Raw genomic sequence first — 20,408 nt, 5'->3', positions numbered from 1 at the left:
AGTTCAGTCTCACAAAAACGGCCCATGAAGGCAAGTTGCCTAGGCGTTCCCGTCCACATTGACCACGATCTTGCCACGGGTGTGGCCATCCATGTTGAGCCGGAACGCGTCCGCGGCCTGGGGCAGCGGGAAGGTTTCAGCTACCTCAACCTGAAGTTTCCGCTCATCCACCAGATCGGCGAGCTCCTGCAGGTCCGCCCCCACCGGGTTGACCCACATCCAGGTGCCCCCGTGCTCTTCGACATCGCTGTCGGCAATGGAGGCATGCCGGCCGTTGTCCTTCAGTACCTCAAGGGTTGTTGAGAGGTTGCCGCCCACGAAGTCCGCCACGACGTCGACACCATCCGGGCGCAGTTCCCGCACCCGGCCCGCCAGCCCTTCACCGTACGCGACCGGTTCGGCGCCCAGCGACCGAAGGAAGTCATGGTTCTTCTCCGAGGCAGTGGCGATGACGTCCGCGCCGAGGGCCTTCGCGATCTGGATGCCGAGTGAGCCGACACCACCGGAACCGCCGTGGATCAGCACGGTCTCCCCGGCGGCGAGTTCCAATCGCCTCAGGACCTGGAAGGCAGTCAACCCGGCAAGTGGCAGGCCAGCGGATTCGTTCCAGTTCAGGCTCTCTGGCTTGCGGGCCAGGAGCCGTTCGGGCAAGGCAATGTACTCGGCGAAGCTGCCACCGTGGACGAAGTCCTTGCGGCCGTAGGCGATCACCTCATCGCCGGGCTGGAAGTGCGGAGCGTCAATACCCACCGACTCCACCACCCCGGCAACATCCCAGCCAGGAATTGCCGGGAACTGGATGTCCATGAGCGGGTCAAGGTACCCGGCCATGATCTTCCAATCCACCGGATTTACTGATGCGGTCTTGACCTTGACCAGCACCATGCCGGGGCCGACCTTGGGCGTCGGCTGCTCGGTGATTTCCAGGACATCCGGGTTTCCGTACTTGCTGTAAGTGATTGCCTTCATGTGAGTGCCAACTTCCACTTGCGCCCGGCTATTCCTGTGCCTGACTATCTGCTGCCTTTAGTCGAAGAAGCCCACGATGTACCCGATGAAGTAGAGCATGGACAGCAAGACGAAGACGCCGATGATCGCCATCCACACAACCTGGCTGCCCCTGCGCGGCCCGCCCTCATCGTGGCCCTGCGGTCCGGCCGTGGATGATTCGCCTGGCGGGGTTTCACCCGGAGGCACTCCCCCGCCCGGCTCCAGTCCTGTGATCTTGTCCTCGTACGGGTCCGGATTGGGTCCTGACACGTTCACTCCCCTGGTAGCAGTGGTGACGCCTTTGATCCAGCGTAGCGAACCACGGGCCAGAACCACAGCAGCCTTACAAATTCGGAAAGGCTCCGGTCAGCGCGCCCACACGGCGTCCCGCGTCACCGTCCGCAGTCGGTACAGGGACGTCGTGGCAGTGATGTAGACGTCATGGCCATCGGAGCCGCCGAAACAAAGATTCGAAACTCTTTCCGGAAGTTCGACGGCGGCCAGCAGACCGCCGTCGGTTGCGTAAACCCGCACGGACGCCCCTGCCGAAGTCCACACCCGGCCCTCAACATCAACCCGGAAACCGTCCGAGGCCCTGTCGTCCTCGAGTTCCACGAAAGTGGTTCCGGAGCCGCACACGCCGTCCTTCACCGGATACACGGCCATCCGCAACGGGACGCCATGCGAAGGACCGGCCGTGTCCGATACGTACAGCAGCGATTCGTCCGGGGAAAAAGCCAAGCCATTGGGATGGACCAGGTCAGTGATCACCGGCCTCAGCTCCCCAGTGGCGGGGTCAAACCGGAAGACGTAGCAGCCACCGTATTCCTGCTCTCCCTCGTGGCCTTCCACCGTGCCGGGAAGGATGCCATAAGGAGGGTCGGTGAACCACACCGTGCCATCGCCGGCGACCACCACATCGTTGGGCGAGTTGAGGCGATGCTCACCGAACGAGTCGACGATAGGCGTGACATCGCCGTCGTGATCCCGCTCGACGCGTCGGCGGCCGTGGCTGCACTGCACCACGCTCCCGTCGTGGCCGAGCGTGCGGCCGTTGGTGTACTCGACGGCGGTGGCATACTCGCGCGTGGCGCCCGTGGACGGGTTGAACTCCAGGATGCGGTTGTTGGGAATGTCGCTCCAGCGAACCGTTTGCGATTCCGGGATCCAGGCTGGCCCCTCGGCCCATACTGTGCCTTCGAAGAGCTTTTCCACGGCGCTGGTGATCAGTTCATCCATGCGTTCGAGACTAGTCCTCAACAGCTCCCGAGGTGGCCTTTGCGTCAGCTGGTGTGTTGGCGTCCGCCCGCTGCGCCGCAGGCATCGCGATCACTGCCACCACAGTGAGCACGGCGCTGATCAGCACCGCCACGAACACCGCGCCGGAAGCGTTCACCGTGGTTTGCGGATCGGCTGCACCACTCGGGCCGCCGGCGTAGATGGCGTTGGCGATCGCGCCGAAAACCGCCACGCCCAGTGCGCTGCCGATCGAACGGGCGAAGAGGTTGGTTCCCGTCACTACACCGCGCTCGTTCCATTCCACGCTCGACTGTGCAGCGATGAGGCTGGGAGTGGCAACCAACCCCAGACCCAAACCAACAACGAAGCAAGACAACGCCACCCAGACGACGTTGGGCGACGAAGCCGTGAACGCCAGCACCGCCGCGCCGGCCACCGAGATGGAGATCCCGATCAAGGCCGTGCGCTTGAACCCGATCCGGAGGTAGAACCTGCCGGCTTGGGAAGCGCTGATCGGCCAGCCCAAGGTCAGTGCCGCCAAGGCAAGGCCAGCAAGGATGGGAGAGGTCTTCAGCGCTCCTTCAAGGAAGGTTGGGACGTACGAGGTCAGGCCCAACATGACCGCGCCGACGCCGAAGGAGATCAAAGCAGTGGTTGCGAGGAGCCGCCGCGAGACCACCCAGGCAGGCAAAATGGGTTCCGCAGCCCTGCGCTCGGCAAGCACGAAAGCGCCAAACAGCAAGGCGCCCACTGCGAAGACGGCAATGCTCACAGGCGAGTTCCACGCCCAGGCCTGGCCACCCTCCAGCGCCCCGAGAATCAGCAGACTCAGGGAGACCGTCAACAAAGACGCTCCCAGGTAATCGATCCGGTGCTTTGCGCGCTCGACGTTTTCGTGGAAAGTTCGCACAAGCATCCAACCGGCCAGGAAGCACAGCGGAATGTTGATCAGGAAGATCCACCGCCAGATCCCCAAGGAGGCAAAGACACCACCCAGGGTTGGCCCCACCACGGAGGAAATGGCCCACACACTGGCCAGGTAGCCCTGCACCTTGGCGCGTTCGGCAAGGGTGTAGATGTCGCCGGCGATGGTGATGGACACCGGCTGCACCGCTCCGGCGCCCAGGCCCTGAAGCACACGGAAAGCAATAAGCGCAGGCATGCTCCACGCCAGCCCACACAGGATGGACCCCAACAGGAACAGGCCAATTCCGCTCAGGATGAGAGGCTTGCGGCCCAGCATGTCCGAAAGTTTGGCGTAGATGGGGACCGACACCGCCTGCGCCAAAAGGTACGCCGAGAAGAGCCACGGGAACGAACTGAAACCGCCGATGTCCTCAACGATGGATGGCACGGCCGTTGCAACGATGGTTGAATCGATCGCCACCAGGCCCGTGGAGAGCATCAGGGCGATGAGGATGGGGCCACGCTTGGAACGGAACCCAACGCCGTCGGCAGTTTCTGTAGTCATATGTCTCGTTCCCCGTCGTCAGCTCGTTACGTTCGTTCCCGGGGCAAGCCCCATTTGGGGTAACCGTACGGGTGGCGGAATTAGTCCCGGGAGGCGGAAGAGAACGACGGCGGGTGGTTGGCTTGGGGGGAAGGGCGGCGTCGCGGTGACAGTCGCATCAATTTGGTGAATTTGGTGATCACTCCGCATGCTGGCGCACCTGCCGCGCCGGTTACGTCGACGGCACGATCAGTGTACGGTCTACAGATAATTTAACTATCCAGTTAATTAACCATCAAGTAAACTAAGCACCATGAACAGTGCACCAGGCGTGCTGGATGCAGCCTTTGCCGCCCTCGCGGACCCGACAAGACGGGCAATCCTGTCGACCCTTGCCCAAGGCGACGCCACGGTTTCTGAACTGGCCGCTCCTTTTGCCATGTCGATGCCCGCCATATCGAAGCATCTGAAGGTCCTTGAGGCGAGCGGTCTCATCTCCCGGACCAGAAAGGCCCAGTTCAGGCCATGCCACTTGGAAAGAGCTGTCCTTGACGACGTCGATGACTGGATCCAGGAACACCGCAAGGTATGGGACGAGCGCCTGGACAAGCTGGATGAGCACCTCAAGAACCTTCAAGAAGGCGGGGACGGCCGGAATGGGAAGTAGCACCCGGAACAGCGAAGCAGGACTGAGCTTTGAGCGGGTCTTCGACGCCCCACCCGAGCTGGTCTTCGCATGCCTGACACAACCAGGGCACCTCAGTCATTTCTGGGCTCCCCTGGGAGCAAGCGCACCCGTGGAAGAAATCCACATCGATCCGCGCCCCGGCGGCCGATTTGAAACACTCATCGTGAACGACACTTCGGGCGCGACCTACGCGACACGTTCGGTTTTCCTGGAGGTCCAAGCACCGACGAGCCTGGTGTGGCACGAAGAACACTCAGGCATGACCGTCCGCATCACCCTCTCAGCACTTCCGGAGGGCAAGACCCTCTTTCATCTCCACCAAACGAACGTGCCCGACATCGTCAGGCAGCCCCGGAACCAAGCCGGGTTCAAGACAACACTCGACAAGCTCGCAGACTACGTCCACTACCTGGCGCACGGAGGTCACCAATGATTACAACGACGTCGCTCGACGGCACTACCTTGGCGATTGACATCACAGGATCCGGACCGGCACTCATCATCGCGGCGGGGGCTTTCTGCGATCGGCAGTCCAAAAAGGGTCTTGCCGCGCTGCTTGCGGATCGGTTCACTGTCCATGAATACGATCGCCGCGGCCGGGGCGACAGCGGGCCGCTGGGAGAGATCTCCGTTCAACGGGAAATCGAAGACCTCGCTGCCGTCGTAGCCCGGATCGATGAAGAACCATTCATCTTCGGAGATTCATCCGGGGGCGCCCTCGCCATCGCAGCCGCAGCCGCCGGGGTCGGATTCCGCAAGATAGCAGTCTACGAGCCGCCCTTCACACCGGGACCCAGCAATGACGTCGCCGACCAGCTCTCATTCTTGGTTACCGAAGGGGACAACTCAGGGGCAGTGCAGCTTTTCCTGGGACTCATGGGAACGCCTGAACAGGCAATCCGCGGAATGAGGCAAGGGCCCTACTGGGGGCACCTCGAAGCCCTGGCCCACACCTTGCCCATCGACGTCAGGCTGTGCAACGACGGGAAGGTCCCGGGAGAGCAACTTGCCCGTATCAAGACCCCCTTGCTGGCCATCGCCGGAGCCAACAGCCCGTGGGCTCCCGATGTCATGGCAGCAGTTGCCGACCACGCTCCGCGTGGGGAATCGCGTGTTCTCGCCGGCCACGGCCACGCAGTTCCGGATGAGATTCTCAGCGAAGTTCTCAGCGCCTATTTCGGCGTGGAGAACCCGAAACCCTAAAGCTCCGACAGAAGCGTTCGCGCGGACTCCAGGTAGGCAGCCTCCGCCTCTTCTCCTCCGAGCGCCGCCTGGATGGCGAACCCTTGGATCAGCCCCATGATGGCCGGGGCGAGCTGGCGGGCCCGCCCCGCCGCAGCCTCCTCCGGGAGGGATGGACTGGACACGCGCAGCCACCCCTCAAGGTACTTCTCTATGTGTCCCCGGATCTCGGCAAAGATTTTCCGTGCAACGACGCCCAGTTTGTCGTTGCGGACGGCCTCCCCCCAGACCTGCACTGCTACGCCGGGAAAAAAGTCCATCTGCGCCAGCCCCGTCATCAAAGCCGTCACCGCCTCCTTGGGTGGAGGCACTTCTCCCCCGCTGCCGAGCCGCTCAAGCGCTGCCATGCGCTCTTCAAAGACCAGTCGACCAGTGTCGACAATAAGTTCTTCCTTGCTTCGGTAGTACACATAGACCGCGCCCGCAGAAAGTCCGGCCTCGGCGATGATGTCCCCCATGGAAACGCTGGAGAAGCCCTTCTCCGCAACGCAGGCAAGCGCGGCCCGCTGAATGCGCTCACGCATCCCTGCGCGGTGTTCCTCGGTCACTTTTGGCATGAACCCACCGTACCTGAAAAAGAAAACGAACGATCATTCTTGACGGGAAATCACCGCAGTCCCACAATGAAGAACGAACATTCTTTTTTTCAAAGCTCATTGAGAGGAGAACCCGATGACAAGCGCGCACACCCCCTGGCCCCACGCCGTCCGCACCGCCCTGCTCGCGGCCGTCGCCGTGTGCACCGTGCTGCTGGCGTTCGCCTGGCCGAGCGTCACGGCCAAAGTCCAGAACCTGCCTGTTGCGGCCGTGGGCAACGAGGAACAGATCTCCCAAATTACGTCCAAGGCCCCTGCCGGGAGCCTGGACCTGCGCACAGTGTCCACCCGGGATGAAGCAGTAGAGCTCATCAAACAGCGCCAGGTTTATGGCGCGATCGTCCTGGACGCCTCGCCGGAGATCCTTGTCGCCAGCGCCGGGAGCCCAGTCGCATCGCAAGCCCTGACCCAGATGGGTGCCCAGATGCAGTCCCAGATACAGACGACGGCGATTACCAAGCTCCAAGGTGCGCTCACCCAGGCAGCGCAGGCAGCCGCCACTGGCCAGGCACCACAGGCGGGACAAACCGGACAGCCCCAGCAAAGCGGGCAAGCGGCCGCGGTCCCCCAGGTGACCATCACCGACGTCGTACCGCTTTCATCTGACGATTCACGCGGAACCGGGCTGGCGGTCGCAGGGCTGCCGCTCGCCATGGGAGGCATGATCGGCGGCGTCCTCATCTCGCTGCTTGTCTCCGGAACGTGGCGCAGGCTTGGAGCCATCCTGGCCTACGGCGTGATTGCGGGCCTGGGACTTGCGGGCATCCTGCAGGGCTGGTTCCACACCCTCCAAGGCAGTTTTTGGCTGAACGCGTGCGCCATTGGCCTGGGCGTCATCGCGACGGCGGCGATCATCGTGGGCCTCAACGCGCTCATCGGCCGGGCGGGTATCGCGGTAGGCGCGGTCATTACCCTGTTCATCGGCAACCCGCTCTCGTCATTGACCCAGCCCAAGGAATTCCTTCCTGCACCCTGGGGCGAGGTGGGCCAGTGGCTGGTTCCCGGGGCTTCGGGAACGCTGCTGCGCGATCTCTCCTATTTCCCGGACGCCTCCGCGGCATTCCCATGGCTGGTTCTGGGCGGGTGGGCCGTGCTCGGGGCGGTCCTTATCGCCGTCGGGCACTTCCGAAACGCCCCTGCCGTGGTGGACGCCTGAAAGCACCGACAGCCATACTGCGCTATGAAGCCGGGGCCGACCGCCTGCGGCGCCATACGCTGCGCACGTGCTGGTGGAGCGTTTTTTTGCTGCGTCGGCTCACCATGATGACGCACGCCACGCCGGTCACCAGGACCACCGCACCGCCCCCTGCAACCGCCCAACGCGCCCCGAACTCCGTACCGATCCACCCCATGAGGGGAGAACCTATGGCGGTGCCACCCTGCAGGATGGCAAGGTAGAGCGCCAGGACCCGGCCACGGAACTGGGGCTCGACAGAGAGCTGGATGGTGGTGTTGCAGCTGTTGAGGAAGGTAATGGAGGCAAGGCCAACGGGAATCAGCGCGGCGGCGTAGATCCAGAAGTTCGGTGCAATGCTGGCCAGCAAAGTGAAGGCACCCAGGCTCAGGGCGCCACCGAGCAGGAACCGCAGGCGCGGGCCGGAGCGGCGGGCGGCGAGCAAAGCCCCGGCAAGGGTTCCGATGGCCATGATGGAACCCAGAAGGCCGAACTCCTCAGGTCCCATCCCGAACTCCGCTGTGGCCATCAACGAATTGGTGACCGGGAAGTTCATGCCGAACGCTCCCAGCAATCCCACCATGACCATGATGAGCACCAGGTCCGGCCGTTGCCGAACGTAGCCGAGCCCGTCCATGAACTGATGCTTGCCGCGCGCCACTGGCGTCGCGGGCTCCAAGTCGGAGGTCTTGACGCGCATCAGCGAAATGATGACCGCGACGAAGCTCGCGGCATTGAGGAGAAACACCGGCCCGGTGCCTATCCAGGCAATGAGCACGCCGGCGATCGCGGGGCCCGTGAGCCGCGCGCTGTTGAACGACGCCGAGTTCAGGGCCACGGCATTGGCGAGCTTGTCCGGGCCTACGAGTTCCGAGACGAAGGCCTGTCGGGCCGGTGCATCCATGGCCGCCGCGAGGCCCAGGGCAAACGCGGCAATGTAGACGTGCCACAGCTGGGCAACCCCGGTCACCACCAGGAGTCCGACTACGAGGCCACAGATCCCCATGGCCGCCTGGGTCCAGAACAGGATGACGCGTTTGCGGTAGCGGTCGGCCAGCACCCCCGCATAGGGGCCGAACAGCAACATGGGAAGGAACTGCAAAGCCGTAGTGACACCTACGGCCGTTCCGGAATGATTGGTAAGAACGGTCAACACCAGCCAGTCCTGGGCAACCCGCTGCATCCAGGTACCGATGTTGGAGACCAGGGCGCCGCCGGCCCAAAGGCGGTAATTGGGACTTTCCAGAGCCCTGAACATGGCACTCATTTGGCGCTCATTTCCTGCATGATGCGGGCGGCGCGGCTGAGTACCAGCCGGTCCTCTTCGCTCAGCCCCGCAACACGCTGGGCCAACCACGCGGTCCGTTGGCTTCGGGCTTCAGCCAGGACGTCCCGGCCCGGTTCGGTGATGCTGATCTGGACCTGCCGTCCGTCTGCGGGGTTTGCCTGCCGCGAGACGAAGCCCTGCTCGGTCAGCGCATTCACGATGCGGGTCATCGAGGGTGCCTGCACATGTTCGCGATCGGCCAGCTCCCGGAGTGACTGCGGCGCGACGTTCAGGTGGGCCAACACCGTGTATTGCCCGGGAGTGATGACATCGCCGGTCGCTTCGATGCGAAGCCTGCGGGAGGTGCGCATCACGGCCGTTCGCAGGTCTATGGCCAGGATGTCCGGTTGGATGTCGGGATCGATTGCTGGGTTTGCTGCCGCGTTGGCTCCGGTCACTGGGAGGCGCCTCCTGTGGTTGGCATAATAGTTAGCAGTGCTAATTAGCTCCGCTAACTATTATGCTCCTCTTATCAGCAACCTGTCCATGGAATGTGATGAGGGCGATGCGGGGCGTTAAAGGACGACGGCGGGCCGCCCCTAAGGTTCCCAGGAACCCAGGGTTCCGGAAAGCTTAAAGACGGCCCGCCGTCGTCGTGAATTCAGTCCGCCGCAGCGGCAGACCTTAGTCGTTGATGAGGTCGTGAACTACGATCGTCTGGTCGCGGTCCGGGCCGACGCCGATCGCCGAGAAGCGTGTACCGGAGAGCTTCTCGAGGGCCAACACGTAGTTGCGGGCGTTCTCGGGGAGGTCTTCCAGGGTGCGGGCGCCGGTGATGTCCTCGGTCCAGCCGTCGAAGTACTCGAAGATCGGTACTGCGTGGTGGAACTCGGTCTGGGTCATGGGCATTTCGTCGTGACGGACGCCGTCAACGTCGTAGGCAACGCAGACGGGGATCTGCTCGATGCCGGTGAGGACGTCCAGCTTGGTGACGAAGTAGTCCGTGAAGCCGTTGACGCGCGAGGCGTGGCGGGCCAGGACGGCGTCGTACCAACCGCAGCGGCGGGGACGGCCGGTGTTCACGCCGAACTCGCCGCCCGTCTTCTGCAGGTACACGCCCATGTCGTCGAACAGCTCCGTGGGAAACGGTCCGGCGCCGACGCGGGTGGTGTACGCCTTGATGATGCCGATGGAGCGGGAGATGCGCGTGGGCCCGATGCCGGAGCCAACGGAAGCGCCGCCAGCCGTCGGGTTGGAGGAAGTCACGAACGGGTAGGTGCCGTGGTCCACGTCCAGGAACGTTGCCTGGCCGCCTTCCATGAGCACAACCTTGCCCTCGTCCAGGGCGTTGTTGAGGACAAGAGTACTGTCGATGACCAGCGGGCGCAGGCGCTCTGCGAAGGAGAGGAAGTACTCCACGATCTCGTCAGCGATGATGTCGCGGCGGTTGTAGACCTTGACCAGGAGTTCGTTCTTCTGGCGCAGCGAGCCTTCCACCTTCTGGCGGAGGATCGACTCATCGAACACATCCTGGACGCGGATGCCCAGGCGGGCCACCTTGTCCATGTACGCCGGACCGATGCCGCGCCCGGTGGTGCCGATGGCGCGGCTGCCGAGGAAACGTTCGGTGACCTTGTCCAGTACCTGGTGGTAGGGAGCGACGAGGTGGGCGTTGGCGGAAACGCGCAGGCGGGACGTGTCCGCACCGCGGGCTTCGAGGCCGTCGATCTCCTGGAACAGGGCCTCGAGGTTCACCACGCAGCCGTTGCCAATAATGGGAATTGCGTTGGGGCTCAGGATGCCCGCGGGAAGGAGCTTCAGCTCATACTTCTCACCGCCAACAACCACGGTGTGCCCGGCGTTGTTACCGCCGTTGGGCTTGACCACGTAGTCAACGCGGCCACCGAGCAGATCGGTTGCTTTGCCTTTGCCTTCGTCGCCCCACTGGGCTCCGACGATCACGATAGCGGGCATGGGATCCTCCCCCATTCTTTTCGGGCCAAGCCGGTGTGGCCGGGCGCCGTACATGAGAACGCCCCGATGCTTACTGGTGCAGCCCACCCGAAGGCAAGGCGTACGCAAGAGTTTCGGGGCTCTTACCAGCCAAGTTTAGCCGATGGCAACGGTTTCTCTGGTGTTTGGCCGCCGTTGGGGTGCAGTTATGAAGAAGTCAAGGAACCTTAAGGGCGGCAGGACCCGCCGACGAACTGCCCAGTGACAGGCTCAGCAGGCCGGCACTGTCCACGAGCCCCACGCGGATCGCGGAAACCTTGTATTCACCCGCTGCGGCCGTCACATCCGCCGGCTTGGTGCCGGGCCAGCTTTGATCGGGTTGGACGTTGACGTTGATGGCCACCAGGGTGCGGACTGCTGTGAGGACAGGCGCGACGGCGTTGATCACCGGGGTGATGAGCAACTGCAGGCTGGCGCCCAGGTTCGGGATGAGGCCGGCGTTGAAAATAGTGGCGTTGAGAACGTTCTTCACCACGTTGTTGCTGCCGGTGAGCAGAGCCGAGGTGATGGGCCCCAGCAAGGCCGCCACCACACCTCCCAGGTCAAGGCCGATAACGTTGGCGGTCACCTGGGGCGCCACGGCGGTGCCATCAAGGAAGTCGCCCAGAGATACACCTGTGGTGGCACCGGTGGCCGAGCCCATCTTGACGGCGATGGTGGCCGCGTTGACGCCTGCCAGTTTCAGGGTGATGTTGGTGGTGGCGTTCAAGGTGATGGCACGCAGCGCGGTGGTCAGCGCAGCCAGCACGCGGTTCTTCCACGAATCCAGCAATGCCGTAACCCTGGAGGTCACCGCCGTGGTCATGGCCGCATCCAGGACCACGGCGTGGTTGGGTGCCATGCCATTCAGGCCGGTGGTTGCGCTCCCCGTCAGGGATGCGATGTCGACCTTGACCGTCCCGTTCCCAAGGTTGACGGTGACTATGCCGTCGGTCATGGATTCGGTCATCATCGCGGTGACGCCGCTCAGATTAGGGGCGGACAGCGTTGCGGTAGTGCTGATGGACCCAAGTGACAGCGACCCCAACAAAGGATTAATGAGGGCAGAGATACCGTCGGAGATCCCCGTCGTCAGCCCGCCAGTGCCGAGCAAAGCATTCAGCTGCGTCGGGACAGCCCCCACCAACGACGCCCCTTGCGTGGACAACGTCCCGACGGCGGGAATCGCCGCCGTCAGGTCCAGTCCGGCTATCCCGTACTGGCGCTGCACAGTGGGGGTGGGGTTCAGCATCGGCCACCCGTTGGTCATGACACAGGAATCAACCGCCGACGACGAAGCAAGCGCGCCAACGTCCAGCGTCACCCCGGACAGTGAGGCCGGAACGATATTGCCCAAGGAAATATTGGCTGATTTAGGCGCGGTGGCTGCTCCTTGCGAGGTGCCGGCAACGTCTACAGCGCCAGTTTGGTCGGACACGAGGCCCGAAGCGCCGTGTGCCTGTCCGCTCTTCTGCGAGCGCGCCCACTGCGTGTAAGTCCCCAGCCCGCCCACGGGAGCTCCGAGTCCCAGCCCAACGTTCACAGGGCTGCTTCCGAGTGCGGTCACAGGAATCTTCGTGACGTACGCATCCGTGGTTCCGGGCACCAGGACGGCAGACAACGGCGTGGGGGTGGCAGTCGTTCCGTTGTTTGCCACAGTCAGTCCTTGGACGCCCGCTACGGTGTCCAGGTTGGTGTTGAGCACGGTCCCGTGCAGCTGCCTGGCCCAGGCCTTGTTGGTGAACATTGAGTTGGTTGTGCAGTCTCCGGGCGAACTCACTCCGACGGCGCTGCGCACCCATTCGTTGTCCGTCCACGCGGCTGTGGTGATGCTGGTCGTCGCGGCCACAGCGATGGCGGCGACTGCTGCGACGAACATGGATCGGCGTGGCCGTTTCAGGAAGGCTCCACGGAAAGCCCCTTGGATGCCCCCTCGGAAGGTCCGGCGCCGGGACTCATCCAGGGCGTGCCGGGGCGTCATGCGCTCTGCTCCGGGGTTTCGCGGGGCCTTTTCACCAGCGTCAGTAGGGCCGCTCCGAGGAGGAGCAGGGCGCCGCCTGCGAACAGTGCCGGAAGGGACGAGGCTCCCGTGCTTCCAAGGGGCTCCTTGCTTCCGCCATTGGCCACCGGAGGCTGGGAAGGTGCGCTTCCGTCGTCGTCCCCCATGGCGCTGATCCCGATGCCCAAGGTGAGCGTCGCGCCCTGGGGAGGAGCGGCGGCGGCGGGTCCGGCAAGGGTGAAACGGAGGTACGGTGACGTCCCGGCGCGGAGGTTGCTCAGTGGGATGCGCAGGCCTTGGTCCCAATCGCCGAGGCGGGTGGTTTGGACTCTGGGCGTTGAGCCGACCGGGCATTCCAGACGCTGGTTCAGTCCGCTGTCGCCCTGCCACGGGGACGTGCACTCATCCACGGTGATCGCGTAGCCGTCGGCCGCCGCCAGGCTGCCCGTGGCCGTGAGTTGAAGCGTGGACGTGGCTTCAGGCTTTTCCAACGACAACCCAATCTGCCACACGAACGAATCACCCGGTGCAAGCTGCGGGAACTCCAGCGGATACACGGAAGAGGAAAGCCACAGCAGCCCCGGCGCGCCGTTCTCGGGTACGGGGATAAGGTGATCGGCAGCGTGGGCGGGAACGGCTGGGATGGCACAGCTCAGCACACTGACGACGACGGCGACACACACCGCCGCTGCGGTCCTCGCCACCCTGATCCACTGCTTCACCGCTCATTCACCTCCCTGTTGACACCACACCTTTGTGACGGGCAACCCGTTTTGGCCAGTAAGCCCACACCACGAGCGCGGCAACCGCCATCGTGGCTGCTCCAATAAAGCCGGGCCCCCTCATCGCCATCACCCAGGAACCCACCGCCGGCACCGTCACCAGTACTTTTTGGGCAGTCTCCACCTGATAAGGCAGCGGATCTTCGGAACTGTTCGCATCGCCCTTGAGCCGCAGGGAAGCACCGGTTCCAGAGGGCTCCACGGACACCACGCGGTGCGTGACAAGAACGCCGGACTCCGAACGTTTCACGGATACGACGTCGCCCGGGGCCAGCTCCGCGGCCGGTACCTGCACCGTGAGGGACAAGGCTCCTACCGGATATACAGGCTCCATGGACCCCGTCCTGAAGACGACAAACCACGCTTTGTAGACGAATCCAAGGACCAGCGCCAGAATGCACACCAGGCCGAGCACGGCCACCAACGTCAGCGCGATCTCACGGGAAACCTTGAAGATGCGGGACAGGACGGCCCAGAAGCCCGCCCCTCCTAAGGCAGGGGCCGAAGGGGGCAATGGGGACGAGCTTCTGGTCCGGGTCAAGGGCTCTGTCACAGAGCTGGGTTACGAGCCGGCGATGCTCGTGAACCTCCACAGCGGCACGGTCTGCTTACCCTGCAAGGTCACGTCGGTTACGGCGGACGGGAGGGTGATGGCGAAGCAAAGGTTCACAGGAGCGCCGGCCGTTGCTGAGTCCGCGCCCTTCGCCAGGGAGATGGGAGTGGCGGAAACCGTGGTCAGCGGGACACTGGCCGCTGCTGAACCAACGATGTCCGTGCCACCGGTCAGGTTGCCTGCGGCGCAGTTCGCCGGGGTGACGCCCTGTACCGCACGGTAGGTCAGGGCGTTGTAGAGGGCCAGGGAGTTGGTGGCAGTGTCCACTCCGTTTCCGCCGAGCTTCACAGCCTCGGCCAGGGTGGCCGTGAGCGCTTCAGATCCAGCGGCCGCCCGGAGCTGCATGGGGGCGTAGGCCGTGTCGCCGGGCTTGAGGGCTGCGGAGATGGCACCGAACGTCAGCGCGCCATCGGTGGCCGAACTCGGCACCGTGGGGATGTTCGGCTTGTCACTCCACGCGTCGGCACCCGTGCCGTTGGTGTTGCTGAAGGTGTTTTGTTCCATGTGGTAGGTCAGCGTGCCCGGTCCTTTATCCCCACCGGAGTTGCCGAAGACCCACTCGTTGTCCGTCCAGGCGGCCAGCGTGAACGCGGCTCCCACGCCCAGGACGAGTCCGCCCGCAAGAAGCGCGCGGACCTTCGTAGCCTTATTGGATGACATCTTTGAGACCATTATCTAACCCCCACGGTTGACGATGCTGAGCTGGTGGGGAGGCCGAACGGTTTCCCCCGAAACCAGTGGTTTCACCGTCATTATCCGGGTAGGAAAAGCGGAACCAGGCCAAGGTGCACTTTAGGGTTAACGCGGCGGCTCGACGCCGGCACGGAGCGCCTTGGGCTGCCTAACCACCGGCCACGAAACCCAGGGCAGCTTCCGCGAAAGCAGGCCATTCCGTGTGCGAGCTGAAGGGCACCTCCACCCAGTCCTTGAAGGGGCGGTTCATCCCGGAAGGATCAAACAGGGCGGCTCCTGGAAGGGCCAAGGCACGCGCATGTTCGGCGGTCTCTTTGCCCAGCTTGAACGTCACTTTGTCGCCGTTCAGGCAGGCCAGCGCCTTCTTGCCCAGCATGAGCGAGCTCGCGCCGAACATCTTCCCCATGACAACTCCGGCCGGGGCCAGCTCGGCACCGAGTTCCTCAAAAGCGGAAACGGCGGCAGCGGGCGACTCTTGTTTCTCCATACCGGGCATCTTGCCGGAAGGACGCACCGGCGTCGAGAGTTGCTGTTGGGAAGCGAGCGGCGGTGCCGCCGAGACGCCCGCCACGTTTCCCTCGCAACACGCCGTGTCGCATTCGGAGGCGCGCCGGGGCGGGCCAGTGAGCGGCACTGAGTCCGGTAAGGTTAGTTAGCCCCCAACAGCACCCTTTCCAGGTTCCGTGCGGCATGCCCGCGGCCCCTGCGAACCGGTGCGCTGTAACACCTAGGAGACCTAACCCCTGATGCAAGAACTGGCGACTGAATCACCCGAACAAACCCTCTGGAACCGCCGTTACGAACCGCACATCGCTGAGGTCAACGAGCTGTGCGACTCCATCAAGGAACAGAAGCCGGGCAGCGAGGTCCTCTACATCGACCCCGCCCACAGCATGGATGACTGCCGTATCGTCAGCCTTTTCTCCAACCAGCGCACCACCTCCGGCGAGGGCTTCATCACCCCGGGCGACGACGAAGCCAGCACCCGCATGCTCGGAATGCAGTGGCAGCTGGGCCTGCGTCCGGAGCTCGTGATGCCGTGGAACGCTTACCCGTGGATCGAGCCCAACGAGGAACCGGGCAAGCTCACGCCCGCCAACATCACCGAAGGCCTGAAGCCGCTCCTGCGCCTCCTGCAGCTCCTGCCACGCACCTCCGCCCTGGTGGCCCACGGCAACGAGGCACACCGCCTGGCCGACCAGCTCATGAAGGCCGCACCGGCCAGCATCGCACGCCGCGGTTTCAAGACGTTCAAGGTCCGCTCGCTCGGTGGCCGTTCCTTCGCCGGAACGCCCGAGCGCCAGCAGGAATACCTGGACGCCATCCACGGTGCCTACGCCGAAGCCATGGCCCGCACGGGTATCCCCCGCAAGTCCTGACCCAACTGGGGGACAGCAAACGCTCCACTGACGCGTCATTGGAGCACGTGCTGTCCCCTACTTGGGCGGGTTAACCACGACGGCGGCCCTCACCTTTTGGTGAGGGCCGCCGTAGTCGTTGGGGTGCTGTGGGAGCGGGCGGGGCTAGCCGACCAGCATGGTGCGGAGGTCCTTCAGGATCAGCTGGGCACCTGTGGGGCCGAGGCCAAGGAACCAGACGTCGTCGTTGACGGGTTTCGCCTGGCCGGCCTTGACTGCACTGAGCTTGGGCCAGACTGCGCCTTCCACCACGGACTTTTCGCCCGTGGCCGAGGGTTCGCCGTAGCTGCTGTAGAAGATCCAGTCGGCATCGCCCTGCTCGATGTTCTCGGCTGAGATCTCGGCTGCCAGCTCGTCGATGTCCTGGTTCTCCGGACGGGCCAGGCCTGCGTCCTTCAGGATGACACCAATCAGGGACTTGTTGGCATACAGGCGGATCTTGCCCGGCAGGAACCGGACCAGGGAAATCTTGGGATCACCCTTCACATCTGCTTTGAGGGCGTCAGCTTCCGCCTGGTAGTCGTTGAGGGCTTTGACAGCCTTGTCTTCCTCACCCAGGGACTTGCCCACCAGGAGGAAGTTTTCCTTCCACGGGAAGCCCGGGCGGATGCTGAAGACCGTCGGAGCGATGGACGACAACTGCTTGTACAGCTTGTCGGCCCGGAGCTTGCTGCCAAGGATGAGGTCCGGCTTGAGCGCGGCGATCGCTTCGAGGTTGAGGTCCTGGATGGTGCCCACGGAAGCCACATCCTTGACCTTGTCAGCCAAGTAGGTGGGCACCGGGTTGGCGCCTTCCGTAGTGGCCATACCCACCGGGGTGATGCCGAGCGTGACGACGTCATCGAGTTCGCCCGTGTCCAGGACAACCACCCGCGTGGGCTTCTTGTCCAAGGTGGTTTCCCCGTTGGCGTGCTTCAGCGTGCGCGGGAAGACGCCGGGCGCGGCGTCCGTGCCGAGCTTGGCCGTTTCCTGGTCCGCGGTGGTGAATTTGGAGCCGCCGGTTGCAACATCGGCGTTGCCTGCACCGGAACCGGAGCTGCTGCCGGCGCCGGTGCTCGTGCCGCAGCCCGCGAGCAGGCCCACCAGCAAAGCACCACCAACAGCCTTCATCGCAAGGTTTCGTACACGGGAGCGCCGAGGCGGCCGAACTTCAAAATCGTCATTTTTCACTGGGTAAGGCTAACCTAATTAGGGCACACTTCTGTGACGTTGTGACGACAGTCACGGATTGCCCGCTTTCCTTGCCCTTCTCCGAAATGGTCCTTGTTGTGTCCCGACTGATGGCTCCCGCTCCCACGTCCCATGCCGGCGAGCCAGCAACCACCGCCCTGCCAGCCAGCATCGCGGACCCGGGCCGCGGCGTCGTCAAGCGGTCCGGCTGGCGGGTGCTCTTCCTGGTCGCGGCGGCTGCAGTCCTGCTGGGAACCGTGGTGTTGAGCCTGGGGGTGGGTGCCAAGTTCATCCCGGCTTCCACCGTTCTCCAGGCTTTCGTGAACCCGCAGGACACCGCCGATCACGCGATCATCCTGGAAAGCCGGCTTCCGCGCACGGTAATGGGAATCGCCGTCGGGGTGGCCCTGGGTGTCGCCGGCGCGCTCATGCAGGCCATTACCCGGAACCCCCTGGCCGATCCCGGCATCCTCGGGGTCAATGCGGGTGCTTCTTTCGCGATGGTGCTGGCCGTTGGGGTCTTCGGTGTTGCTTCACTGGGCGGATACATCTGGTTCGCTTTCGCGGGCGCCATCCTCACCGCAGCGGCTGTGTATCTGATCGGAACGTCGGGACGGAACGTGGTGAATCCCGTCCGGCTTACGCTGGCCGGTGTCGCACTTGGCGCGGTCCTGACCGGCGTCGGATCCGGGCTCACTCTCCTGAACCCCAAGGCCTTCGACCACCTGCGTTCGTGGAGCATCGGCTCATTGGACACCCGCAGCATGGAGTCGGTTGCCACAGTGGCGCCGTTCATGGCCGTCGGGCTGCTGCTTGCGCTGTTCTGCGTCCGGGGCCTCAATGCCATTGCCCTGGGTGACGACCTCGCCACCTCCTTGGGCGCCAACGTCAACCGCACCCGCATCCTGGGCGTAGTCGCGATCACCCTCCTTAGTGGTGCAGCGACGGCAGGAGCCGGGGCCATCGGCTTTGTGGGACTCATGATTCCCCACATCGCCAGGTGGATCGTGGGTCCGGACCAACGGTGGATCCTGGCCACAACCGTCCTGCTCTCCCCCATCCTGCTGCTGGTGTCCGACGTCGTGGGCCGGATTGCCGCCCCCGGTGAGCTCCAGGTGGGCGTCGTGACTGCGTTCATTGGGGCTCCGGTACTGATTGCTTTGGCGCGCCGCCGGAAGGTGAGCGGACTATGACGCGCCTGGCACCCGTCGACTTCGGCCGGCCCGTTGCTGTGCTCCGCGGCCGTTCACTGAGCCTGCGGTTGGATCTCCGCAGCATCCTCGTCTGCATTCCGCTTCTCCTGGCAGCGCTTGTCGTCGGCATTGTCAGCCTGGCCACCGGTGACTACGACGTCTCCGTGCAGCAGGTCCTCCAGGCCCTTACCGGAGATGCCCCGGGGCTCGCCCAGACCATCGTCATGGAGTGGCGGCTCCCCCGGGTGCTGTCGGCGCTCGTGTTCGGCGCAGCCCTGGGTATGAGCGGCGGCATCTTCCAGTCCATGACCCGCAATCCATTGGGCAGCCCGGACATCATCGGATTCAACACCGGCGCCTATACCGGTGCACTGATCGTGATGCTGACCGTAGGCGGCGGGTATGCAGCGGTTGCCGGAGGGGCCCTGGTGGGCGGAATCCTCACGGCCCTTGCCGTCTACTTGTTGGCTTACCGCCGCGGGTCCCAAGGTTTCCGGCTCATCATCGTGGGGATTGGCATCAGCGCCATGCTGGCCGCTTTGAACCACTGGCTCATCCTGCAGGCCGAACTGGAGGCCGCGCTGGCAGCTGCCGTCTGGGGAGCCGGGTCGCTCAACGGCATCACGTGGGAGCAAGCGGCGCCTGCCGCCGTCGTCGTCGTTGTTGCGGGCCTGGCCACGCTGGTGGCCTCGCGCCGGATGCAGCTTTTGGAGATGGGCGACGACGCCGCACGCGCTTTGGGCGTCCGGGCGGAACCAACCCGTTTGCTGCTGCTGATCCTGGGCGTGGCGCTGACCGCAGCCGTGACCGCCGTCGCGGGTCCCATCGCGTTTGTCGCCCTCGCCGCACCCCAGTTGGCCCGCCGTTTGACTGCAAGCGCCGGCATTACGCTGCTGCCCTCTGCGGTGATGGGTGCGTTCCTGCTGGCGGCCAGCGACCTCGCCGCGCAACGGCTGTTCGCTCCGATCCAGCTCCCCGTCGGCGTTGTGACGGTGTGCATTGGCGGCATCTACCTCGTCTGGCTACTGGCCAGGGAAGCAAGGAAATCATGAGCACTCTCTCCACCGCGCCGCAGCTGCACGCCGAAGCCCTGACCATCGGCTATGAGCAGCGGGTGATCTCCGAAAACCTCTCTGTGCGCATCCCCGAGGGGCAGTTCACGGTGATCGTGGGGCCCAATGCCTGCGGCAAATCCACGCTGCTGCGCGCCCTGGCCCGGCTGATCAAGCCGCGCAGCGGTCAGGTGTTGCTCGACGGGAAGTCCGTGACCTCGTTGCCCGCGAAGGAACTGGCCCGGCGTCTGGGTTTGCTGCCTCAGTCCTCCATCGCCCCCGACGGCATCACGGTGGCGGACCTCGTGGCCCGCGGCCGCTACCCCCACCAGAAGCTGCTGCGCCAATGGAGTGTGGAGGACGAGTCCGCGGTTGTTGACGCCATGGAAGCCACCGGGATTTCCGCATTGTCCGGACGGCTGGTGGACGAACTCTCGGGTGGTCAGCGGCAGCGTGTGTGGGTGGCCATGGTGCTCGCCCAGCAGACGCCGTTGCTGCTCCTGGATGAGCCCACCACTTTCTTGGACATCGCCCACCAGATCGAGCTCCTGGAACTCTTCCGCGAGCTCAACCTGGACAAGGGCCACACCCTGGTGGCGGTGCTGCACGACCTCAACCATGCCAGCCGCTACGCCGACCACATCATTGCCATGAAGGACGGTGCGGTGGTTGCCGAGGGCGCGCCCGTGGACGTCATTACCGAAGCCTTGGTGGAGGACGTGTTCGGGATGGCCTGCCGGATCATTGACGACCCCGTGACGCACACCCCGCTGGTGGTCCCCCTGGGCCGCCCCCGCCTACCCGTACCCAACTAGGGGACAGCAAACGTTCCAATGACGCTTCATTGGAA

22 protein-coding genes are annotated in these 20,408 nt (G+C 64.2%); 8 read left to right on the top strand and 14 right to left on the bottom strand.

From position 1 onward, the window contains the following. Positions 1-39: 39 nt before the first annotated feature. The 4 genes from ACFVSI_RS20895 to ACFVSI_RS20880 all read right to left on the bottom strand — a co-directional run bounded on the left by ACFVSI_RS20895 (position 40) and on the right by ACFVSI_RS20880 (position 3,700). Positions 40-969 carry an NADP-dependent oxidoreductase gene (locus ACFVSI_RS20895; protein WP_387828047.1) on the bottom strand — a complete coding sequence of 310 codons (930 nt, stop codon included), beginning with the start codon at positions 967-969 and terminating at the stop codon, positions 40-42. A gap of 57 nt (positions 970-1,026) precedes the next feature. Then, positions 1,027-1,260, bottom strand: coding sequence for a DUF6480 family protein (locus ACFVSI_RS20890; RefSeq protein WP_387828044.1), 234 nt, complete (start codon positions 1,258-1,260; stop codon positions 1,027-1,029). Between the two features lie 96 nt (positions 1,261-1,356). Beyond that, the gene (locus ACFVSI_RS20885) at positions 1,357-2,229 is read right to left on the bottom strand and encodes an SMP-30/gluconolactonase/LRE family protein (protein ID WP_387828041.1); all 873 of its coding nucleotides are present in this window, start codon (positions 2,227-2,229) and stop codon (positions 1,357-1,359) included. 10 nt (positions 2,230-2,239) lie between these two features. Continuing rightward, on the bottom strand, positions 2,240-3,700 hold the full coding sequence (locus ACFVSI_RS20880) for an MFS transporter (protein WP_387828038.1): 1,461 nt from the start codon (positions 3,698-3,700) through the stop codon (positions 2,240-2,242). 292 nt (positions 3,701-3,992) lie between these two features. On the opposite strand from ACFVSI_RS20880, the gene ACFVSI_RS20875 reads away from it, so the two are divergent. From ACFVSI_RS20875 to ACFVSI_RS20865, 3 genes are read left to right on the top strand one after another with little or no spacing between them, the layout of a single operon-like run. Next, entirely contained in the window at positions 3,993-4,346 is a 354-nt protein-coding gene (locus ACFVSI_RS20875) for an ArsR/SmtB family transcription factor (RefSeq protein ID WP_387828035.1), read from the top strand. Further along, positions 4,336-4,800 carry an SRPBCC domain-containing protein gene (locus tag ACFVSI_RS20870; RefSeq protein ID WP_387828032.1) on the top strand — a complete coding sequence of 155 codons (465 nt, stop codon included), beginning with the start codon at positions 4,336-4,338 and terminating at the stop codon, positions 4,798-4,800. The genes ACFVSI_RS20875 and ACFVSI_RS20870 overlap by 11 nt, the downstream gene beginning before the upstream one ends. Continuing rightward, positions 4,797-5,570 (top strand): alpha/beta fold hydrolase, encoded by a 774-nt coding sequence (locus tag ACFVSI_RS20865; RefSeq protein ID WP_387828029.1) that lies wholly within the window; start codon positions 4,797-4,799, stop codon positions 5,568-5,570. Before ACFVSI_RS20870 ends, ACFVSI_RS20865 begins: the two co-directional genes overlap by 4 nt. Here the strand turns inward: ACFVSI_RS20865 and ACFVSI_RS20860 are convergent. Continuing rightward, positions 5,567-6,166 (bottom strand): TetR/AcrR family transcriptional regulator, encoded by a 600-nt coding sequence (locus ACFVSI_RS20860; protein WP_387828027.1) that lies wholly within the window; start codon positions 6,164-6,166, stop codon positions 5,567-5,569. The genes ACFVSI_RS20865 and ACFVSI_RS20860 overlap by 4 nt on opposite strands. Positions 6,167-6,281: 115 nt before the next feature. On the opposite strand from ACFVSI_RS20860, the gene ACFVSI_RS20855 reads away from it, so the two are divergent. Continuing rightward, a complete protein-coding gene (locus ACFVSI_RS20855; RefSeq protein ID WP_387828024.1) occupies positions 6,282-7,361 on the top strand; it encodes an ABC transporter permease in 1,080 nt (359 codons plus the stop codon). 22 nt (positions 7,362-7,383) lie between these two features. On the opposite strand, the gene ACFVSI_RS20850 is transcribed toward ACFVSI_RS20855, so the two are convergent. The 8 genes from ACFVSI_RS20850 to ACFVSI_RS20815 form a co-directional block, all read right to left on the bottom strand. Further along, entirely contained in the window at positions 7,384-8,646 is a 1,263-nt protein-coding gene (locus ACFVSI_RS20850) for an MFS transporter (RefSeq protein ID WP_387828021.1), read from the bottom strand. Further along, positions 8,643-9,104, bottom strand: coding sequence for a MarR family winged helix-turn-helix transcriptional regulator (locus ACFVSI_RS20845; RefSeq protein ID WP_387828019.1), 462 nt, complete (start codon positions 9,102-9,104; stop codon positions 8,643-8,645). The genes ACFVSI_RS20850 and ACFVSI_RS20845 overlap by 4 nt, the downstream gene beginning before the upstream one ends. A gap of 226 nt (positions 9,105-9,330) precedes the next feature. Beyond that, positions 9,331-10,620 carry an adenylosuccinate synthase gene (locus ACFVSI_RS20840; RefSeq protein ID WP_144663349.1) on the bottom strand — a complete coding sequence of 430 codons (1,290 nt, stop codon included), beginning with the start codon at positions 10,618-10,620 and terminating at the stop codon, positions 9,331-9,333. A 196-nt stretch (positions 10,621-10,816) separates the two neighbouring features. Beyond that, entirely contained in the window at positions 10,817-12,619 is a 1,803-nt protein-coding gene (locus tag ACFVSI_RS20835) for a choice-of-anchor G family protein (RefSeq protein ID WP_387828015.1), read from the bottom strand. Then, the gene (locus tag ACFVSI_RS20830) at positions 12,616-13,359 is read right to left on the bottom strand and encodes an LPXTG cell wall anchor domain-containing protein (RefSeq protein ID WP_387828012.1); all 744 of its coding nucleotides are present in this window, start codon (positions 13,357-13,359) and stop codon (positions 12,616-12,618) included. Before ACFVSI_RS20830 ends, ACFVSI_RS20835 begins: the two co-directional genes overlap by 4 nt. 7 nt (positions 13,360-13,366) lie before the next feature. Then, complete coding sequence (locus ACFVSI_RS20825; RefSeq protein WP_387828009.1) at positions 13,367-13,933, bottom strand: signal peptidase I; 567 nt, start codon at positions 13,931-13,933, stop codon at positions 13,367-13,369. 48 nt (positions 13,934-13,981) lie between these two features. After that, positions 13,982-14,692, bottom strand: a complete 711-nt coding sequence (locus ACFVSI_RS20820) for a SipW-dependent-type signal peptide-containing protein (RefSeq protein WP_387828007.1) — start codon at positions 14,690-14,692, stop codon at positions 13,982-13,984. A gap of 181 nt (positions 14,693-14,873) precedes the next feature. After that, entirely contained in the window at positions 14,874-15,296 is a 423-nt protein-coding gene (locus ACFVSI_RS20815) for a hypothetical protein (RefSeq protein WP_387828005.1), read from the bottom strand. Between the two features lie 175 nt (positions 15,297-15,471). Here ACFVSI_RS20815 and ACFVSI_RS20810 point away from each other — a divergent pair, with 175 nt between their 5' ends. After that, on the top strand, positions 15,472-16,104 hold the full coding sequence (locus tag ACFVSI_RS20810) for a uracil-DNA glycosylase (protein WP_387828002.1): 633 nt from the start codon (positions 15,472-15,474) through the stop codon (positions 16,102-16,104). Between the two features lie 144 nt (positions 16,105-16,248). Here the strand turns inward: ACFVSI_RS20810 and ACFVSI_RS20805 are convergent, their stop codons facing one another. Continuing rightward, positions 16,249-17,253 (bottom strand): ABC transporter substrate-binding protein, encoded by a 1,005-nt coding sequence (locus ACFVSI_RS20805; protein WP_387828097.1) that lies wholly within the window; start codon positions 17,251-17,253, stop codon positions 16,249-16,251. 146 nt (positions 17,254-17,399) lie between these two features. On the opposite strand from ACFVSI_RS20805, the gene ACFVSI_RS20800 reads away from it, so the two are divergent. Genes ACFVSI_RS20800 through ACFVSI_RS20790 form a run of 3 tightly spaced genes read left to right on the top strand, consistent with a single transcriptional unit; the run spans position 17,400 to position 20,373 of the window. Continuing rightward, entirely contained in the window at positions 17,400-18,506 is a 1,107-nt protein-coding gene (locus ACFVSI_RS20800) for an iron chelate uptake ABC transporter family permease subunit (RefSeq protein WP_387828094.1), read from the top strand. Continuing rightward, positions 18,503-19,558, top strand: coding sequence for an iron-enterobactin ABC transporter permease (gene fepG / locus ACFVSI_RS20795; RefSeq protein ID WP_387827999.1), 1,056 nt, complete (start codon positions 18,503-18,505; stop codon positions 19,556-19,558). Before ACFVSI_RS20800 ends, fepG begins: the two co-directional genes overlap by 4 nt. Next, positions 19,555-20,373 carry an ABC transporter ATP-binding protein gene (locus tag ACFVSI_RS20790; protein ID WP_387827996.1) on the top strand — a complete coding sequence of 273 codons (819 nt, stop codon included), beginning with the start codon at positions 19,555-19,557 and terminating at the stop codon, positions 20,371-20,373. Before fepG ends, ACFVSI_RS20790 begins: the two co-directional genes overlap by 4 nt. Positions 20,374-20,408 lie beyond the last annotated feature (35 nt).

Origin of the sequence: Paenarthrobacter sp. NPDC057981 (genome assembly GCF_042886835.1) — a bacterium.
In the GTDB taxonomy this organism is placed as follows: Bacteria; Actinomycetota; Actinomycetes; order Actinomycetales; family Micrococcaceae; genus Arthrobacter.
The sequence above is the reverse complement of the archived record's forward strand: the minus strand, read 5'-3'. Positions and strand labels throughout refer to the sequence as shown.

What these genes read in the sequence shown, in the direction of transcription:
- ACFVSI_RS20895 (WP_387828047.1), bottom strand. Translation starts at nt 969, where the DNA reads ATGAAGGCAATCACTTACAGCAAGTACGGAAACCCGGATGTCCTGGAA.
- ACFVSI_RS20885 (WP_387828041.1), bottom strand. Translation starts at nt 2,229, where the DNA reads ATGGATGAACTGATCACCAGCGCCGTGGAAAAGCTCTTCGAAGGCACA.
- ACFVSI_RS20880 (WP_387828038.1), bottom strand. Translation starts at nt 3,700, where the DNA reads ATGACTACAGAAACTGCCGACGGCGTTGGGTTCCGTTCCAAGCGTGGC.
- ACFVSI_RS20875 (WP_387828035.1), top strand. Translation starts at nt 3,993, where the DNA reads ATGAACAGTGCACCAGGCGTGCTGGATGCAGCCTTTGCCGCCCTCGCG.
- ACFVSI_RS20870 (WP_387828032.1), top strand. Translation starts at nt 4,336, where the DNA reads ATGGGAAGTAGCACCCGGAACAGCGAAGCAGGACTGAGCTTTGAGCGG.
- ACFVSI_RS20865 (WP_387828029.1), top strand. Translation starts at nt 4,797, where the DNA reads ATGATTACAACGACGTCGCTCGACGGCACTACCTTGGCGATTGACATC.
- ACFVSI_RS20860 (WP_387828027.1), bottom strand. Translation starts at nt 6,166, where the DNA reads ATGCCAAAAGTGACCGAGGAACACCGCGCAGGGATGCGTGAGCGCATT.
- ACFVSI_RS20855 (WP_387828024.1), top strand. Translation starts at nt 6,282, where the DNA reads ATGACAAGCGCGCACACCCCCTGGCCCCACGCCGTCCGCACCGCCCTG.
- ACFVSI_RS20850 (WP_387828021.1), bottom strand. Translation starts at nt 8,646, where the DNA reads ATGAGTGCCATGTTCAGGGCTCTGGAAAGTCCCAATTACCGCCTTTGG.
- ACFVSI_RS20840 (WP_144663349.1), bottom strand. Translation starts at nt 10,620, where the DNA reads ATGCCCGCTATCGTGATCGTCGGAGCCCAGTGGGGCGACGAAGGCAAA.
- ACFVSI_RS20835 (WP_387828015.1), bottom strand. Translation starts at nt 12,619, where the DNA reads ATGACGCCCCGGCACGCCCTGGATGAGTCCCGGCGCCGGACCTTCCGA.
- ACFVSI_RS20820 (WP_387828007.1), bottom strand. Translation starts at nt 14,692, where the DNA reads ATGTCATCCAATAAGGCTACGAAGGTCCGCGCGCTTCTTGCGGGCGGA.
- ACFVSI_RS20810 (WP_387828002.1), top strand. Translation starts at nt 15,472, where the DNA reads ATGCAAGAACTGGCGACTGAATCACCCGAACAAACCCTCTGGAACCGC.
- ACFVSI_RS20805 (WP_387828097.1), bottom strand. Translation starts at nt 17,253, where the DNA reads ATGAAGGCTGTTGGTGGTGCTTTGCTGGTGGGCCTGCTCGCGGGCTGC.
- ACFVSI_RS20800 (WP_387828094.1), top strand. Translation starts at nt 17,400, where the DNA reads ATGGTCCTTGTTGTGTCCCGACTGATGGCTCCCGCTCCCACGTCCCAT.
- fepG (WP_387827999.1), top strand. Translation starts at nt 18,503, where the DNA reads ATGACGCGCCTGGCACCCGTCGACTTCGGCCGGCCCGTTGCTGTGCTC.
- ACFVSI_RS20790 (WP_387827996.1), top strand. Translation starts at nt 19,555, where the DNA reads ATGAGCACTCTCTCCACCGCGCCGCAGCTGCACGCCGAAGCCCTGACC.